Origin of the sequence: Brachyspira pulli, assembly GCF_036997785.1 — a bacterium.
GTDB classification, from domain to species: Bacteria; Spirochaetota; Brachyspiria; order Brachyspirales; family Brachyspiraceae; genus Brachyspira; species Brachyspira pulli.
Genome location: NZ_JAWLQI010000067.1, coordinates 1 through 18,872, shown reverse-complemented (window position 1 = coordinate 18,872; position 18,872 = coordinate 1). Strand labels below are relative to the sequence as shown.

Genomic DNA, 18,872 nt, shown 5'->3' with positions numbered 1-18,872 from the left:
CCTGTGCTTTTTTATTTTTTACTTTATTAATAATTAATACTATCTTTTTTTCTGTTGTGCATTATACTGTTTCATAGGTATTCCTTTTGGTTTATTTGTAGCAATTATAAATTATAAGGAATACCTTCTTTTTTTAAACTAAAAGTGTGCAATATCTATGGCTCTTAAACAAAAAATAATATTTATACATGTTGACAAAATATATTAATAGTTTATACTGAACATTGTTCACTTTGATATTAGGGTAATTTTTATGAGAATAATATTTTTATGTTTAGCATTTATTTTTATGGCAATAGGTATAGTTGGAGTTGTAATACCTATATTGCCTACTGCCCCATTTCTTTTGGTAGCCGCTTTTTTCTTTGCTAAAGGCTCAGAGAAATTCCATAACTGGTTTATATCTACAAAGCTATACAAAAAACATTTAGAAAGTTTTGTTCAATCTAAATCTATGACATTAAAATCTAAATTAAGCATACTAATACCAGTAAGCATCATGCTTATAATAGCATTCATATTTGTAAATAATTTGCATGCGAGAATAGCATTAGTAGTGCTTCTTATAGCTAAATACTTATACTTCTTTATATGTATAAAAACAATAAAAGAATATGACAATAATATAAAGACAAGAAACATAGAATTAGATGAATAGATATAAAAATGATGGGGATATTTATGAATATTATAAAATACATTGTTATAATCAATATAATTTCTTTAAGTTTTTGTGATATTGCTTATAGCGAGGAAGATGATAAAAAAAACAGACTTGTATCAGGTTTAGATAATAGATTTTTTTCAATAGGAGTTTACAGCAGTGCTGATACAATAAAAACAAGTGTTAATATAGAATTGGGCTTCAAATTATTTAAGTATAATAATTTTGAAATGAAAAGCTACACTTCTGTGATTGGTTCAAAAATATATGATGATAATCCCGATTTATACCAATTAGGATTTATGCAAAAAATAACATTTGGAGGAAAAGACGTATATACTGGTGATATCAGTATAGGAAGATATGCTTTTGCATTTGTAAGTTTTGGATTCTTATCATTTGAGCCTGATAAAAGCGGAAAATTTCTATTTACTAAACCGCTTTATTGGGAAGTTGGAGGCGGTGCTGGTTTTAATATTAATGTAAGCAAGCATGTTGCAATAGTATTAGAATTTGGAGGAGGACTTCATGACATATTTAGCGGAAAAGATTTAGGATATCCAAAAAAACTTGATATGGTAGGTTTTGGAAGAATGAGTATGGGAGTGAGATACTATATATTTTGAAAAATACTAAAAAATATTAATTATAGGACAATTTTATTATGAACAATATAGTAACTTCAAAAGAAGATATATTAAAAGCAAGCAGAGAATTAATAAAAATAAAAGGACTTAATGCTATAAATATGCGTTCAGTGGCTGAAGCTGCAAATATAGCTGTTGGTTCTATTTATAATTATTTTAAATCTAAAGAAGAACTTACTATAGCTGTAATAGGAAGTGTTTGGTTTGATATATTTCACCCAACAAAGGTATGTTTAGAATCTGACAATTTTATAGAAAGTATTGATTTAATTTTTAAGAGTTTAGAAAAAGGAAGTAAAAAATATCCAAAGTTCTTTTCAACCCACCCTACAATGGTATTTGGAAAGAGCAAAAATAAGGGTATAAATATGATGAATACTATTATTCAGCATATGAAAGACGGATTATACAAAACCCTTATGAATGATAAAAATATAAGAGAAAATGCATTTGATGAAAATTTAACTCCTGAAACATTCATCAATATAGTATTTTCATTTATTATAAGTTCTATGATGAGCGGAAATTATGATAGTTCTGCAATAAAAGAGATAATAAAAAGAACTATTTATTAATATATATAAAATAATAAATAAAGGAAAATTCATGATAAGTAAAAGGCTTATATCTTTAATGGGCAGTGCCAAAAAATATATAGCTTGGCATGTCGTAATACAGCTTATTAATCTTGCACTTAATATAACAGCAGTATTTTTTATGGCTGACATTATACAAAAAGCAGCTTTAGGAAATGTTGTAAAAGATGATATAATAAAAGTATCTTTAGCCATTGCTGTTATAGTAATATTAAGATTTATATTTAATATTTTAATGGCTAAAATGTCATACAAGGCTTCAGGCAGAGTAAAACAAACTTTAAGAGAAAAAATATATAATAAACTTTTAACATTGGGAAGCAGATACAAAGAAAAATTTTCTACAAGTGAAATTGTACAAATATCGATGGAAGGTGTTGATCAATTAGAAGTATATTTCGGAAGATATTTACCTCAATTCTTTTATAGTATGATAGCACCTATTATACTTTTTGCTGTACTTTCTACTATAAGTTTAAAATCAGCTGTTATACTTTTAATATGTGTTCCTCTAATACCAATATCTATTGTTGCTATAGTAAAGATTGCTAAAAGAATATTAAAAAAATATTGGGGAAGCTACAGCGATTTAGGAGAGATATTCTTAGAAGATGTACAAGGTCTTACAACTTTAAAAATATATAAAGCTGATGAAAAGAAAAATGAGGAAATGAATATAGAAGCTGAAAAGTTTAGAATTGCTACAATGAATTTATTATTTATGCAGTTAAACTCTACAACTATAATGGATATAATAGCTTACGGCGGGGCTGCTTTAGGAGTAATAATTTCAGTACTTGAATATATGAAAGGCAATATAAATTTAGCAGGAACATTCACTATAATAATGCTTTCTGCTGAATTCTTTATTCCTTTAAGACTTTTAGGTTCATTCTTCCATATAGCTATGAATGGAATTTCTGCAAGCGATAAAATGTTTGAAATATTAGATATGAAAGAAGATGATAAAAGAGTAAATAATATAAACAGAGAAAATGAAGAAATTACTTTTAAAGATGTAAGTTTCGCATACAATGAAGATAAAACTATATTAAAAAATATAAATCTCACTATAAAAGAAAAATCATTTGTTTCTATAGTAGGAGTTTCAGGTTCTGGAAAAAGTACTATTTCCGGATTAATATCTTTAAAGAATGAAAATTATAAAGGTTCTATAAAAATCGGGGATATAGAGCTTTCTACAATAGATAAAGATAATTTATACAAAAGAATAGTTGTTGTTGATCATAATAGTTATTTATTTGAAGGCACAGTATATGATAATTTAAAAATGGCAGGAGATCATATTACAGAAAAACAAATGAATGATGTATTAAAACAAGTTGAGCTTTATGACTTCCTACAATCTGAGAATGGATTACAAACTAATATAATGGAAAAAGCTGCCAATTTATCAGGCGGACAAAGACAGAGATTGGCTTTGGCAAGAGCTATACTTTTAAATGGAGACATATATATTTTCGATGAAGCTACTTCAAATGTTGATATTGAAAGCGAAGAAAGTATTATGGAAGTTATAAGAGATATTGCAAAAGAAAAAACAGTTATATTAATATCACATAGACTTTATAACTGCATACAGTCAGACAATATATATTTCTTAAAAGACGGAGTAATAAAAGAAGAAGGTACTCATACTCATTTAATGAATATAAATGGAGAGTATGCAAAAATCTATAATGAACAAAGCAATTTAGAAAGCATTACAAAAGGCGAAAGCTTAAGAATAGCTATTTAATAAATTAAAAAATAGGAGTTTATAATGCGTAGAAGCGGTATAAGAATTATGGCGGAACTTATAGGATTAATTGCTCCGCTTATGCATGTTATGATATTGGCAATAACCACAGGAGTATTAGGATTTTTATGTGCTATATCAATAACCATATTTGGAGGATATGCCATATTAACATATTTGGGTTTAAGTTCTATATTTACAATAAAAACAATATTTATTACTGTTTTAATACTTGCTGTTTCAAGAGGATTATTACATTATGCAGAACAATTAAGCAACCATTTCATAGCATTCAAATTACTTGCATTGATAAGAGATAAAGTTTTTAAAGCATTAAGAAAATTATCTCCTGCAAAACTTGAAGGCAGAGATAAAGGTAATTTAATAGCATTAATAACAAGCGATATAGAATTGCTTGAAGTATTTTATGCACATACTATTTCACCAATAGCTATAGGTGTATTAACTTCTCTTATAATGACAATATTTATAGGAAGTTTCAATATTATATTAGGTGCTATTGCTTTATTAGGATATATCACTATAGGCTTCATAATACCTTATTTCTCATCAAAATTGGGAAAAAATACAGGCATGTCTTATAGAAATGATTTTGGAAAATTAAATAGTTATTTCCTTGACAGCTTATGGGGAATAAAAGAAATACTTCAATTCGGATACGGTGAAAAAAGAAGTAAAAATATAGAAACTAAAACTGATAATTTAATGCATCTTAATGAAAAACTAAAACAATATGAGGGATTCATTTCCGGAGTTACAACTTCTGCTGTATCAATATTCACATTGGCAGTATTAATTGCAAGTATCATAATAACAAAAGATGTAAAAAATAATTTTGTTAATATATTAATACCTACTATAGCAATGGCTAGTTCATTCGGCCCTGTAATAGCATTAAGCAATTTATCAAATAATTTGTTTATGACATTGGCAAGCGGAGAGAGAGTATTAAATTTACTTGCTGAAAAACCTATTATAGAAGAAGTATACAATGGAAAAGAAGATTTAGAATTTAATGGTCTTGAATGTCAAAATGTAAGTTTTGATTATGAGGGCGAAGAAATATTAAATGATTATAATTTAGAAATAGAGCCTAATAAAATAATAGGTATAAGCGGAAAAAGCGGAAGCGGTAAATCTACCCTACTCAAATTATTTATGCGTTTCTGGGATATTAAAGAAGGAAGTTTAAAAATATCTGATACAAATATAAAAGATATAAATACAAATAAACTTAGAGATATGGAAAGTTATGTTACTCAGGAAACTTCAATATTTAAAGACACTATAGAAAATAATATAAAAATAGCAAATAGTAATGCCACAAGAGAAGAAGTTATTGAAGCATGTAAAAAAGCATCTTTGCATGATTTTATAATGACTTTACCTAACGGATACGATACCAATGTTGGAGAACTTGGGGATACTTTATCAGGCGGAGAAAAACAGCGTATAGGAATAGCAAGAAGTTTCTTACATAAAGCACCTTTCATACTTCTTGATGAACCTACAAGCAATCTTGATAGTTTGAATGAAGCTGTTATATTAAAGTCTATAAAAGAGAATACTGCAAATCAAACTGTAGTACTTGTTTCTCATAGACTTTCAACTTTAAATATAGCTGATAAAGTTTATCAAATGAAAGCTGACAGAGTAAGTTAAAATTCATATAACCAAAATAATATCAAAAAAAGCCAAATATATTTTTATATATTTGGCTTTCCTTTTTTATTCTTTAATAATTAAAGATACTTAAATAATTACATTTTGTCAAAAATAAAGTTAATATTTTATTTTGATATATAAGGATTTATATGCTACATAATCCCACACTTTCTTTTTCCACCAAAAGAATAACAAAAAACTCACATACTACAGCTAATACTTAAGGATATGTATCAAAATGTAGTGTAATACCATATTTCATGTCAAAAATGCAGTCTTTTTGGTTCTTTGTGCCAACAAAAGAACTGGGGGTTCGGGGGCTAGCCACCGAAAATAATAACAATATAAAAACTAATTTTAACAAACTTAAAAATTTTCAGTATACAATAATTAATTTTCTCTTTTTTTCATTTTGCGTAATACTATAATTACAGCACAAAGTACAATTATAACACCTAAAGAAACAGGTATTACCCAGCCTTTATATGTAGAATCATTAGAAAGTATTTCATTCCATAAATCTTCCATTAAAATATTAGTATCATCTGGTAAAGTGATATAAACTTCGCAATTATCTAAAGTTTCTTTATCTGGATATATTATTTTGTTATTTTTAGTATTATCGCTCATTATTGCAATAGCACCGTCATTTGGAGAAGCATAATTAATATACTCTATATTAGCTAAAGCAATTTCAGGCTCGCAAAGGAAGTTAATATACATTTCTGCCAATTCAGGAGAACCAGAAGCAGCAGGTATACATATAGAATCTACAAATAAGTTAGCACCTTTTCTAGGAATAACAAAATTCAAATCAGGATTGCTGTCTATCATAGATAAAGAATCGCCTGCATAATAAACACCTAAAGCAGCCTCTCCAGCTTCCATTTTATCGTATATTTCGTCCATTACATAAGACTGTACTAAAGTTTTTTGTTCTTTTAAAATTCTTGCACACTCTCTTAATTCTGTTTCATTAGTAGTATTTAAAGAATATCCTAAATATGCCTGAGCTATACCGAAAGCATCTCTAGGGTTATAATACATAAGTATTTGACCTTTATATTTTTTATCAAAAAGTATTTTCCAATCTATCTCATTTTCAGCTTCTGTTACTAATTTTCTATTATATACAATTCCTGTTACACCCCAAGTATAAGCCAAAGAATATTCGCCTGTAGGGTCAAAAGGAAGTTTTTTAAATCTATTAGCTATATTAGTATGAGCCGGAATATTATTGTAATTTAATTTTCTTACCAAATTTTCTTTTATTAATTTTTCTATCATATAATCTGAAGGTATTATTACATCGTATTGAATACCTCCAACTTTTAATTTAACATAAAGCTCCTCATTAGAAGCAAAAGTTGAATAATTAACTTTTACGCCTGTAAGTTCTTCAAATGCTTTATTTACATCTAATGAACCGTCTGAACCGTCAGAAATATATTCTCCCCAGTTATAAACATTTACTGACAAATTTTGCCCTTTAAACTTGTGATAATAATTGGTATTAAAATTACCAAAATTAACAGTTTGTCCGCTTGCCATTACTGCAATAGACATTAAAATGGCAAAAACTTTTTTTTTCATTTTTACATTTCTCCTTTTTAAATAAATTTTTTTATAAAATTAGATTATTTTATTTATTTCTTTTTCTTTTTAGCTGAAGTAAATATTTTTCTTTCTTTATCTCTTTTAAATTCATAATGACAAGACTAATAAGTACAACTATAAATATAACTGTAGATATAGCATTAATCTCCGGACTAACACGTTTTCTAGTCATAGAATAAATAGTTATAGGCAAAGTTTGAGAAGTGATACCTGTAGTAAAATAGCTTACTACAAAGTCGTCAAGAGAATAAGTTAATGCCATTAAAAATCCCGCAAGTATACCAGGCAATATATCAGGTATTACAACTTTCCAAAAAGCCATAGAAGGAGTGCATCCCAAATCTAATGCTGCCTCATATAAACTATTATCCTGCTGTCTTAGTTTTGGCAAAACATTAAGAATAACATAAGGAACATTGAAAGTAATATGTGCTAAAATCAAAGTTGTAAATCCGAATTTCAATTTCATTATAACGAATAAAAGCATTAATGATATACCAGTTACAATCTCCGGATTTATTATAGATACATAAGTTATTCCCATAATAGCACTTTTCATTTTTTTATTAAAGCTATTAATACCAATAGCTGCCATAGTACCAAGCACTGTAGCAAATATGGAAGAAACAGCAGCTACTATTATGGTATTTAAAAATGAATGAAGTATTAAATCATTAGAAAATAATTCTTTATACCAATGTAAAGTAAAACCTGTAAATACTCCTCTTCCTCTAGCTCTGTTAAAAGAAAAGAATATAAGTATAGCTATAGGAGCATACAAAAATAAAAATATAAAAGCAATATAACTTCTTGATAGTATTTTCTTTATCATAACGGCATATCCTTATAAAAACATACCCTTAACATCTTCATCTTCTTCATCTATTTGCTGCATAAGCATAATAGCACATAAAGATATTACAATAAGAACCAAACTTATAGCCGAACCCAAATTAGGATTATAAGACATACCTAAAAACTGCATCTCTATTAAATCGCCTATAAGTATATTTGATCCGCCACCAAGCATACGTGAAATTACAAAAGTACTGACCGCCGCCACAAATACCATCGTAACACCAGCAGCCATTCCAGGCAAACTCAATGGAAATATTACTTTACTGAATACATTAAAAGAATTTGCTCCTAAATCTTGAGAAGCCTCTATTAAACTTTGATGTATTTTTGTCATAACTGAATAAAGCGGAAGTATCATAAAAGGCAAATAGTTATATACCATACCAATTAAAACAGCCGCTTGAGTATTTATTAATTTAACTGGAGAAAGCCCCATAAAAAGTAATGCTTTATTTATTAAGCCATTATTTTCTAATATACTCATCCAAGCATAAGTTCTAAGAAGAAAATTCATCCACATAGGAAGCATAACCAACATTATAAGTGCATGCTGAATAGTTTTCTCCTGTCTTGATATATAATATGATAAAGGATAAGCCAATATTAAACATATTATAGTGGCAATAGTAGCAAGTATAACAGAACGCATTATAACCGGAGTAAATGCTGTAACACTAGAAAAATTATCTAAAGTGAAATCTCCTCTCTGATTGGTAAAAGCAAAATATATTACCAAAAAAAGCGGAACCAATACAAAAACTAATGTCCAAATTAAATAAGGTACTGCTGGAATTTTTGATTTCATATTATCACCTCTTCTACAGTTTTTTTCATAATATGAATATTTTCTTTGGAAACATCTATTCCTATTTCTGTGCCTGCTTCCCATTTTTCTGTTGAATGTATTATCCATTTATAGCCATGGGCATCAAGTATCATTTCAAAATGAACGCCTTTAAATATAGCTGATTCTACCAAACCAGATATATTAGCATTTTCAGGAGGCATAACTATTATATCTTCAGGACGTATAACTACATCAACTTTTTCTAATTTTTCAAATCCCTTATCAACACAATCAAATACATATCCTGCAAACTCTACAACATAATCATCATGCATAATACCATCTATAATGTTGCTCTCCCCTATAAAGTCTGCTATAAATGCATTCTTTGGTTCATTGTATATATCTTCAGGAGTACCTATTTGAAGTATCTCTCCGTCTTTCATAACTGCCACAGTATCACTCATTGTTAATGCTTCCTCTTGGTCATGAGTAACATATACAAAAGTAATTTCTAATGACTGCTGAATTTTCTTTAATTCTATTTGCATTTCTTTTCTAAGTTTTAAATCCAATGCTCCCAAAGGCTCATCAAGAAGTAAAACTCTAGGTTTATTAATTAATGCCCTTGCAATTGCAACTCTTTGCTGCTGACCGCCTGAAAGTCTTGCAATATTTCTGTTTCCGTAATTTTCTAAGTTAACCATTTTAAGCATTTGATTAACTCTTTCTTTAATTTCTGATTTAGGAACTTTTTTTAAATTAAGGCCGAATGCAATATTTTCAAAAACATTAAGATGAGGAAACAATGCATATCTTTGGAAAACAGTATTAACTTCTCTTTTATAAGCTGGAGTATCATTTATAACTTTTCCGTCAAAAAGCACTTCGCCTGAATTTGGCTTTATGAAACCAGCTATTGTTCTAAGTATAGTTGTTTTTCCGCAGCCTGATGGCCCTAAAAGAGTTAAAAATTCTTTGTCTTTGATATCAAGATTGAGATTTTCTAATATAGTATTTTCTTCATACGAAACATTGATGTTTTTTAAAGACACGATAATATTATAGCCCATAAACGACCCCCTATGCGTATATTTACAATAGCCTCCGTAAAATTACGTATATACATATTAACGTATAAAACGCAGTTTACTCGTCGCTTACCCGCATAGGGTTTTTTTCGTTCTAGCTATTTATAGATTAATAAACTATAATAAGCCTTTCTTAGTCAACAGATACACCTGCAAAGAATATCCATTACTCGAGCTATTGCATAATTATTTTTTTAATTGGATTCAATATAATACAAATACAAATAATGTCAATACTATAAATAGATTTTTTTATTCATTTTTTTATATAAATACTTTTTACTTCTTAGTAAATCCTCCGTATGAAGCATGTCCTTCAAATGTGCTAACATGATAGCTTGTTATATATCCATTTTCTATAGTAATATTCCAAGTAACTGAGTAATCATAAAGAGATAAAAGTAAAGTAGAATCTTCATTATTAATAGTCATTGTAGTTCCGCCATAAAATAAACCTAATGCAGTAGGTATTCCATTATTATTTATAAAAAATGAACTAGGTATTTTTTCTCTCTCAGTTGATGATGTTCCTGTATTTAAAGTTAATAAAACAAAAGTATTATCAATATTTAAATTCAATTTTTTTGAAGGATCTGTATTAGCAGTACGCTCCCAAATTCCAATATAATCTTGAGGAATATTTCTGTCAGCTCTATCAATATCAATTAAACCTTCTGTTTTAGTATTATCACTGACTTTTTTCAAAAGAATATTTCCTGCTATAGTATTATCTTTAGGAAACATTATTAAACCCTGATAATCATTATTATATATTACATAAACATTATATTTTCCGTCTATAGATGTATCGCCATCTGCATTTTTACTGTAAATACTGCTTTTATCAAAAGAGTATGTTCCTAATCCGCTAATACCTCCATCTTTAATGGTTATTTGATAAGTATTACCGTCCATACTAAAAAATTTATAGCCTTTACCTTCATACACAGAAGATATTCCATTAGCTTTGTAAGGAGATTCTACGACTGTACCTCCATCATTTGTAGGATCTGAAACATTATTGCCGCAGCCGACAATTAACAAACTAGAAATTAACAAAGTAAATAAAAATAATTTTTTCATCATACAGCTTTCTACTTATCAGCATTCTTAATAAAAGATATATATTTTTATAAATTAGTCAATATAAATATAATATTATTACTAAAAAAATTAAATCAAAATACATGATATTTGTAATTATCAATAATTATATTCCAATGCTATCTCAAATGTATGTTCCAAAATTTCATTACTTTTAAAAGGCGTATAATAATTAAAAGTAAAACTAAAATTATTATAATTGATAAGAAGTTTTGCATTTAAATCCATTTTATAATTAGGCGAATGAGAAAAATAAGTTATTATATTAAATAAATTGTTAAGGAAAGATAAATAAAGCCCTACCGAATAAAATGAATGGCTATCCTCATAAAAATATTCTACATAAGGACTAAGTATAAAATCATAATTATAAATAAAAGTGTAATTAATACCTAATAAACTTTTTATATCATTAAGACTTTTTCCTAAATTGTTGCTGCTTAAAATATTATAAGTAACATTTCCATAAAGTTTAAAGCCTATATCAAATATATATGAAGCCTCAAAACCAAGCATTAAATTATTTTTCTTTTGTAAGTCATAAGTATATTTTGTTATTCCCATTAATCCCAAATGAGATGAAGAATATTTCAAATAATACCAAGAAGTATAATACTGTGGTTCTTTTAGTAAGTCTATTGATTTAGTGTCCGTAATAAAACCTATTGAATGAGTAATATTTCCCTGATAAAAATTAAGATCGGTATTATATAAAGCCTCATAATCATTATAAAGTACGCTTTCACCAACAAACATATACTGCCTGTTAAAACCTTCGCCGAAATGGAATTTTCTCTTTCCTATATAAAAACCTAAAATTTCATTGATATAATTAAATTGTATTTCATCGAATGTAAAAGCGAAATATGCCTTATTATCATTTTGTTTTATAAGATTGCCGTTATCATAAATAAGTTCTCTATTGTCTTTTGTGTATATTCTAATTGCAGGCTTGAATGAAAAATAAAAATTATTATTAATATATTCAAAGCCTAAATAAAAATAAGTATCATTACTTAATATTGAATTTGGTATATATTCGCTTTCTTTTAAATCTATATAATTAAAACTGTTCTTTATACCGAATTTAGGAGTTATATCGGCAAATGCTATAGAGGATACAGCAAATATAAAAAAGATTAAATATATTTTTATACGATGCATTTATTACAAAATATTTTTTTATTATTATTTAAATAAACTAAATAGCATTTTCATGTTCTCGCTTCTGAAATACGAACTTGATGAACTTGAAGGCTCTGTCTTTGATATTTTACATACTGTACTTGTATTGGTATTGATAATCAAATTATAAAATTCCATATAATCAAAATAACCTGTAGATGAATTATTTTTATATATTCCCTTCTTTAATGCCTTTCCGCTATTATCAAAAAAATCTATACTATAGCCGCCTGCAATTTTTTTTAGTGTTGCTTTGGCATAAGGTACGCTTCTATTTTTCTTTACTAGATTTACTTCTTCAGCACTTACAACTTTTTCTACTTTATAATCATCTATAAAGTTTATAGACATCAAATCATTCATATTCGCAGCACCTGTTACAACATAGCTTCCTGATATTTTTAAAGCTGAATTTTGTTTCTCGCCTTGAATAAAAAATCCCTGCTTATTTGCCAAAAAAAGACTTCTATTATCTTTTAAATACATTAACTTATAATCTTTACCTACTATCATATCAAAATTATTAACTTTCTTTTTGCCGTCTTTGATATCAGTGAAAGTTCCTGACATCTTATAACTTTTACCGTCTCTATTATAAATTTTAACAAAATCTTCAAATATATCCTGACTGTACAAATTAAAAGATAAAATACTTATTATAAATAAAATTTTTATTATTCTTTTATGCATACTTTTACCTCGCATTAATCATAACTAAACTACAATAAATAATAATCACCAAAAATCATAGAAAGCACTGCAATACAATTAAATATCAAATATGATAAAATCAAACTTATCATCATTATTCTTATTATAGTTTCATACATATTTAATAACCTCTATTATAGGCATTTTTATAACCTTTATTATTGGATAAATACCTGCTAATATTGACACAGATAATACCCATGCAAATATTAAAACAGTATCTTTAAATGTTAGTAATAAACTTAAAGTATAACCGTCTGTAGCACCTGGAAATTTCATTATAAAGTTTGATGCATTAAGTATACCTGAAGCACCATAAGAAATAATTATTGAAATAACAGAACTCAACACTGCCATTATAATAATTTCCAAAAATAAAAGCAAAGTTACATTTTTTATATTTATTCCTAATGCACGCATAGTACCGAATTCATTTAAACGCTCTAAAAAATTCGTTGTAAGCATTTGCATAACTGAAACAAATACTAATATGCTTAATATGAATAATGCTATTAAATAATTATTAGTATTCATATCAATAACGGAAAGTAAAAATGCATTCAAATCCTTCCAATCTTTAGCCTCATAATTTAAATTATTTTCATTAAAATATTGATTAAGATTATTTTTTATTTCAGTAGCCTTTTTATAATCTTTTAAATATACGAGTAAATTATGAGCATTGCCGTATTCAAGACCAAATACTTCATACATAGCATTAAGAGGACAGTAAATAGTAATAGCATCAGAAGCACTATTATTCAAAGACATTGCCCCAACAGCCATTAAAGAACCTAGATTTATACCCTCTCCGAAATCTGTCATCAAATTTAAATAAGGCGTATCATCATAATTTATATTAAAAAACTCTCCCAAATCTTTGCCCAAAACCATAGTATCAATATCATCATCAAATATTGGAGTACCTGCCTTTATAGAAACTGATGACATTATTTTTGATGATTTCTCATAGGCATAACCTGAAAAGAATTTACTTTTACTTTCATTACCTACAAGTCCGCTTATATCAAGTTTTTTCTGATAATCATTAACTTCATTTATAGTATCAAGTTTTTTATAAATAACTTCAAAATCGTTATTATTAAGCATATTGATTTTTTCGCTTTTTGTATCCCAATAAGATTTATCAGCTATTACAACAGATCCTCCGCTTGTATTAACGCTTATAATAATACCTTCTTTCGTGAAGTTATTATATCCGCTTATCATCATAAGGGATACGAAAGACACTATAATAAGTATCATATTTAAAATTGTTCTGGTTTTATTATACCAAAGATTATCGAATGCTAATTTTATTATATTCATTTACATATCCAAAATATATATTTAATTTTTAATATGCACATAAATAATTATATTTTATAAATTTCCATATTTATGCAAAATATCATCAACTTTTTTGACGCACAAAAAAGTTGCAAAAAACGCAAGTACTGCAGCCTTCTATATTATTAATAATATAGAGTAATCAGCCGCACCTATAGTGTACTATCTATAATATTTAGCAATACGGTGCGGGTTGCCCATATGGGCGAATATCTCCTTCCCTCATAATATATTTTTTGTCCGCATAATCTTCTATCAATTCATCATGCGAAATAAAAAATCCTATGCCGTTTCTTTTCTTTATAGTGCTTCTTATATATTCATAAATAAATTTACTTGTTTCAGTATCTAAATTCGCACTAATCTCATCGCCGAATATATAAGGTGCCTCGCTTACCAATGCCCTTGCAATTGCAACTCTCTGTTTCTGTCCTCCTGAAAGCTGTTCCGGTTTCTTCTTTTTTAAATTATCTATTTTTAAGTTTTCTAATATTTCATCAACTTTTTTATTTATATTAGAAGAACTTTCATTTAAAAATTTAAGAGGTAAAGCAACATTATCAAATACAGTCTGAGTTTTCAAAAGCTCAAGCGATTGTAAAATAAGCCCTATATTTGAAAGCCTGAAACTGCTTCTTTCTTTATCGCTTAATTTTGAAACCTCTTTATCATTCCAATAAACAGAACCTTCTGTAGGAACATCTATACTCGATAAAATATGAAGTAATGTACTTTTACCGGCTCCTGAAACTCCAGCCACCCATACAATTTCACCGTCTTTTATTTCTAAATTTATATTCCTATTTGCAATTATATGATAATCTTTAGTTTTATATATCTTTGAAATACTCTTGCATCTTATCATAATTAGAAGTCAGAACCCTCCGCACTTAAGAATCCGTCCTTACCTTTTTCATAAGAACTTTTTAATAAATATCCGTAAAAGCCTTTAGGATACATTTTTAAAGCTTCATCTAATTCTTTAAAAGCCTTATCTGTTTCATTTACTTTCATATATGCCATTGATCTATAAATATAAGCTCTGTAAACCATATAATCAGGTAAATTGCTTGTATCATTTAAAGAATTCATTATAGAGTAATATGCAGCATTATTATAAAAACCTAAAGTAGCTATCTGCCACATTCCATAAACTTGTTTTGCCCTTATATTATTTTTATCTTTTAATAAAGCCATACGTGCATAAGTATACATATCAACTATAACACTATAAGGATATTTGTTATTAAAAAAAGCAAGTGAAGTAAATGAGTTTGCAAAATTAGCGAATGAAGCATAAATATCTGAAGAACCTTTTTTGAAAACTTTATCTTTCTTTAGATTTTTATATACCTCACCTAAAGTTTTATAATCTTCTTCAAAAGTTCCGCTTGCAATGGATACATTAGCCCAAAGAGTGTAGCATTCTATAGTTAAATGCATTTTCTCTTCTTCGCTTAAATTGCTGTTCTTAACTCTATTTAAAATATCCTTAGCTTCGCTAGTTCTTACAAGTCTTGCTCCTGAATGGTATTCATTATTTTTATTATCTATTTCTTTTAATATGGAATTAGCCTCGCTTGAAATCTCTCCGTATAATCCGCATAAAAAGAAAACGTTAATAAAAATCAAAACAATCACTCTAAACATTTTAATTTCCTTATTTTATTTATTAAACTCAAGCAATTATATATATTAAAATTTTTAAGTTTATAAAAAGTGTTTTTTATATTTTTATTATTTGTGGGGGACTAGCCCCCACACCCCCACTTCTTTTGGTGACCCAAAGAAGCAAAAGGACTGCATTTATATACAAAATATAGTCTTATTTTATACATATTCCAAATATATAAAGTTAAAAAACTTGCACTTTCGCCACAGGCGTACTTCGTATGGTTCTTTGACGAAGTTCTCAGAGCGTATGCGGCAGGAAAAAGAACAACAAAAAAATTGATAAACTTAAAAATTTTTAGTATATTTAATCATATCTTAATTAAACATTCCTTTTCCTTTGGCGTTCATATCAATAACATTTTTTATAAAAGCTCCTTCTGGGAATATATCTTTTGCCATTTTCATGTACTTATCATAATTGGCTTTATCATTATTTTTAAAATAAGCCTGAGAAGTCCATAAATAAACTATATGTTTTTCCCATTTCTCTTTAGCATTGCTTTCAGCCTTTTTAAATATTGGAATTGCTTTATCTATTCCGCCGCCTACAAATTCAGGACTATATGCTGTGAGTATTGCTTTACCCAAAAGCGAAGGAAAATGATTTGCATTGATTTTTAAAGCATTATCATATATCTCCCCAGCCTTGCCTGAAAGTTTTATAACATCATTAAATGAAGAATAATTAATAGCTCCGCTCATAACATCAGCAACAGAAGCCAAATAATCAGCATCTTTCTCTGATAAAAGAGGAGTATTCTTTTTTATATTATCATTCAATAATTTATAAGCCTCTCTTTTACTTCTAGGATTCATATATATGTCCATAAGCAAAATAAGATTATCATAAGTTTGTTTTTCTATCTTTGGTAAATTAGCATTCTTCATTTTTTCTATATTCTTATTTAAATCATCAGCTTTATTTGTATTAGCCATATAATACAAGTTATAAAGTTCATTAAATTCTTTGCTGTATGAAAAAGCAGAAAGAGTAAAAACTAAAGATAAAAATAAAACTGTCAAAATATTTCTCATCATATTCAATCCTCCTTAAAACAAAATACAATAAAAACTACTCATTATTATTAACATTATTATTCAAAATATTCTCATTATTATTTAAATTATTAACAAAAAATGCTTTGTCTTTTATCTTCATATAAATAAAATAAGAAATCATCACAGCTATAAAAGTAACTATAACAGAAATAACATAAGTAACAATTTGCTGAATTATTAAATCATTACTAATAGGTATCTTATTTATTACAAAATACAAAAAGAATGATGAAAGAGATATTCCGCTTACAACAAATCTTATAAATGCAATTATCAAAGCAGTTATTAAAGCCATATTTATATTAAAATTGAGACCTTTATTTTTAATATACTTCTTCATAAAATAAATAGTTAAGCAAGTTAATATAATACCAATCACATTCATAATAATACCCAAAGCACTTTGAAGCATAATATAAATCGAAATTACAGGCGTAGAATCTAAAATAGTAAACATTCTTATAATTTCAAACAATCTAAAAAACATATAATGTAAAATAGCAATAACTATTGAATAAACAGGAGAATATAAAAATGCAGGAAGCAGAAAAAATATACTAAATATAGCAGCACAAATTACTGCAATTATACTTAATACTTTTGAATTAAAAGGTATTAAATAAAATGATAAACTCAATGCTGTATAAAATATTAAGCATAAAAAAGAAAATATAACTTTATTTTTAATATTTGCCATAAATAACAAACTCCAAAATATTAAAATACTATAGTACTTATTATCAAGTTCATAACCAAACTTTTATTGTTATCAACACCGAAAGTTAATTGTAAAGGTGTTGTTCCGTAAAGATTATATCCTATTCCGCCTCCTACAACATACAATAAATGACCTTTATCAATACTCTCTTCAAAATATTTTCCGTAACCAACATTACCAAAAGCAACTAAGTATATATCATTAAAACCAGAAGGAAGAAATCTCATAAAAAATTTATATTCAAAATGGGCAAATGTAAGAAAATCCATATTTTTAACATGAGCTTCCAAATTTGATAAAGGCATCATCATAAGAGAATATAAATATTTAAATCCTATAGAATATTTTTTCTCGCTTTTATCAAAATAAGCACTGTATCCTATATAAGGCATAATTCCAAGCTCTCCCCAATAATGGAAGAATGAATAAGGCATACTAGCTGAAACATTATAAGAATATTGTTTTTCATTAGGTATAATACTAGCACCTACACCAGCATTGAATTTTAATTTATTAACTCCGTCATCAACAAATGTAGAACTTAAGTTAATGCTTTGATTAATCTTAAATATAGAACTTAACCTGTAAACCTCTCTTTCAGAAGTTAACATTTTACCTATATTCATACCATAATAAATACTGACATTATCAAAAGAATAACCTAATTTTAATTGTCCGTAATATTCCAAATCTTTATAATTGAATGTAGCAAATGGAGGTGTTATGCCTTGCTTATAATTCAAATCTATAAAAAATCTTCTGTATCTGTATTCCATTCCAACATTAGCAAACATTCCAAATGATGATTCTGCACCATAATCGAAACTTATTCCTACACGAGGAACATATACAAAATGCGAATTCTTTTTATATGCATATCCGAAATCAACAGAAAATGGAAATCCGAAATAATTATAACTGTAATGGAAACCTGAGTTTACAAAATCATTCTGAGCAAAAAGTAAACTTGATAATATAAAAAATAGTAATAACAATCTTTTCATAAAAACAATACACCTACTATTTATCTTATATTATTATAGCACAAGTATTATGTCTGTCAATATACTTTGTGTAAAATATTAAGAAATTTAACTCTTATATATAAAAACAAATTATTTTATGAACTGTAAACTATATACTTAAACAACTATATTTTATCAAAAATAAAATTATATTTTCTTTTTAATATATGGTGCTTTGCCCCACCCACGATGAAGGACTATATTCTAGCTTAAATTAATAATCTATATTACACATAAAACAATTTTAGTATTATTTAGCACTAATTTTATAAATGCACTTTTTGGTTCTTTTTGCGGCGGGAAAAAGAACAACAAAAAATTGACAAAGTTAAAAATTTTTA

The 18,872-nt window shown here is 27.2% G+C and carries 18 protein-coding genes; 5 read left to right on the top strand and 13 right to left on the bottom strand.

Annotated elements, in window-relative coordinates:
- The first annotated feature begins 253 nt into the window (after positions 1–253).
- From R4K56_RS12510 to R4K56_RS12490, 5 genes are read left to right on the top strand one after another with little or no spacing between them, the layout of a single operon-like run.
- Positions 254–658 (top strand): YbaN family protein, encoded by a 405-nt coding sequence (locus tag R4K56_RS12510; RefSeq protein ID WP_335772843.1) that lies wholly within the window; start codon positions 254–256, stop codon positions 656–658.
- A 23-nt stretch (positions 659–681) separates the two neighbouring features.
- Entirely contained in the window at positions 682–1,290 is a 609-nt protein-coding gene (locus R4K56_RS12505; protein WP_335772844.1) for a hypothetical protein, read from the top strand.
- Between the two features lie 38 nt (positions 1,291–1,328).
- On the top strand, positions 1,329–1,886 hold the full coding sequence (locus R4K56_RS12500) for a TetR/AcrR family transcriptional regulator (protein WP_335772845.1): 558 nt from the start codon (positions 1,329–1,331) through the stop codon (positions 1,884–1,886).
- A gap of 31 nt (positions 1,887–1,917) precedes the next feature.
- Positions 1,918–3,666, top strand: coding sequence for an ABC transporter ATP-binding protein/permease (locus R4K56_RS12495; RefSeq protein WP_335772846.1), 1,749 nt, complete (start codon positions 1,918–1,920; stop codon positions 3,664–3,666).
- A gap of 24 nt (positions 3,667–3,690) precedes the next feature.
- Positions 3,691–5,349: an amino acid ABC transporter ATP-binding/permease protein gene (locus tag R4K56_RS12490; RefSeq protein ID WP_335772847.1), complete on the top strand. Its 1,659-nt coding sequence runs from the start codon at positions 3,691–3,693 to the stop codon at positions 5,347–5,349.
- A 393-nt stretch (positions 5,350–5,742) separates the two neighbouring features.
- Here the strand turns inward: R4K56_RS12490 and R4K56_RS12485 are convergent, their stop codons facing one another.
- The 13 genes from R4K56_RS12485 to R4K56_RS12425 form a co-directional block, all read right to left on the bottom strand.
- A complete protein-coding gene (locus R4K56_RS12485; RefSeq protein ID WP_335756407.1) occupies positions 5,743–6,945 on the bottom strand; it encodes an ABC transporter substrate-binding protein in 1,203 nt (400 codons plus the stop codon).
- Between the two features lie 49 nt (positions 6,946–6,994).
- Complete coding sequence (locus R4K56_RS12480; protein ID WP_335756406.1) at positions 6,995–7,801, bottom strand: ABC transporter permease; 807 nt, start codon at positions 7,799–7,801, stop codon at positions 6,995–6,997.
- Between the two features lie 12 nt (positions 7,802–7,813).
- On the bottom strand, positions 7,814–8,632 hold the full coding sequence (locus R4K56_RS12475; protein WP_297297992.1) for an ABC transporter permease: 819 nt from the start codon (positions 8,630–8,632) through the stop codon (positions 7,814–7,816).
- On the bottom strand, positions 8,629–9,687 hold the full coding sequence (locus tag R4K56_RS12470) for an ABC transporter ATP-binding protein (protein WP_335772848.1): 1,059 nt from the start codon (positions 9,685–9,687) through the stop codon (positions 8,629–8,631). Before R4K56_RS12470 ends, R4K56_RS12475 begins: the two co-directional genes overlap by 4 nt.
- Before the next feature lie 297 nt (positions 9,688–9,984).
- Positions 9,985–10,791 carry a hypothetical protein gene (locus R4K56_RS12465; protein WP_335772849.1) on the bottom strand — a complete coding sequence of 269 codons (807 nt, stop codon included), beginning with the start codon at positions 10,789–10,791 and terminating at the stop codon, positions 9,985–9,987.
- Between the two features lie 117 nt (positions 10,792–10,908).
- The gene (locus tag R4K56_RS12460; protein ID WP_335772850.1) at positions 10,909–11,973 is read right to left on the bottom strand and encodes a hypothetical protein; all 1,065 of its coding nucleotides are present in this window, start codon (positions 11,971–11,973) and stop codon (positions 10,909–10,911) included.
- 24 nt (positions 11,974–11,997) lie between these two features.
- A complete protein-coding gene (locus tag R4K56_RS12455; protein WP_335772851.1) occupies positions 11,998–12,684 on the bottom strand; it encodes a hypothetical protein in 687 nt (228 codons plus the stop codon).
- A 132-nt stretch (positions 12,685–12,816) separates the two neighbouring features.
- Positions 12,817–14,034, bottom strand: coding sequence for an ABC transporter permease (locus tag R4K56_RS12450; RefSeq protein ID WP_335772852.1), 1,218 nt, complete (start codon positions 14,032–14,034; stop codon positions 12,817–12,819).
- A gap of 196 nt (positions 14,035–14,230) precedes the next feature.
- Complete coding sequence (locus R4K56_RS12445; RefSeq protein WP_335772853.1) at positions 14,231–14,920, bottom strand: ABC transporter ATP-binding protein; 690 nt, start codon at positions 14,918–14,920, stop codon at positions 14,231–14,233.
- Positions 14,921–14,922: 2 nt separating this feature from the next.
- Complete coding sequence (locus R4K56_RS12440) at positions 14,923–15,705, bottom strand: hypothetical protein (RefSeq protein ID WP_335772854.1); 783 nt, start codon at positions 15,703–15,705, stop codon at positions 14,923–14,925.
- Between the two features lie 339 nt (positions 15,706–16,044).
- Positions 16,045–16,767 carry a hypothetical protein gene (locus tag R4K56_RS12435; RefSeq protein ID WP_335756398.1) on the bottom strand — a complete coding sequence of 241 codons (723 nt, stop codon included), beginning with the start codon at positions 16,765–16,767 and terminating at the stop codon, positions 16,045–16,047.
- Positions 16,768–16,801: 34 nt separating this feature from the next.
- On the bottom strand, positions 16,802–17,485 hold the full coding sequence (locus R4K56_RS12430; protein WP_335756397.1) for an NADH:ubiquinone oxidoreductase: 684 nt from the start codon (positions 17,483–17,485) through the stop codon (positions 16,802–16,804).
- A gap of 20 nt (positions 17,486–17,505) precedes the next feature.
- Positions 17,506–18,510: a hypothetical protein gene (locus tag R4K56_RS12425; protein ID WP_335773189.1), complete on the bottom strand. Its 1,005-nt coding sequence runs from the start codon at positions 18,508–18,510 to the stop codon at positions 17,506–17,508.
- Positions 18,511–18,872: the final 362 nt, after the last annotated feature.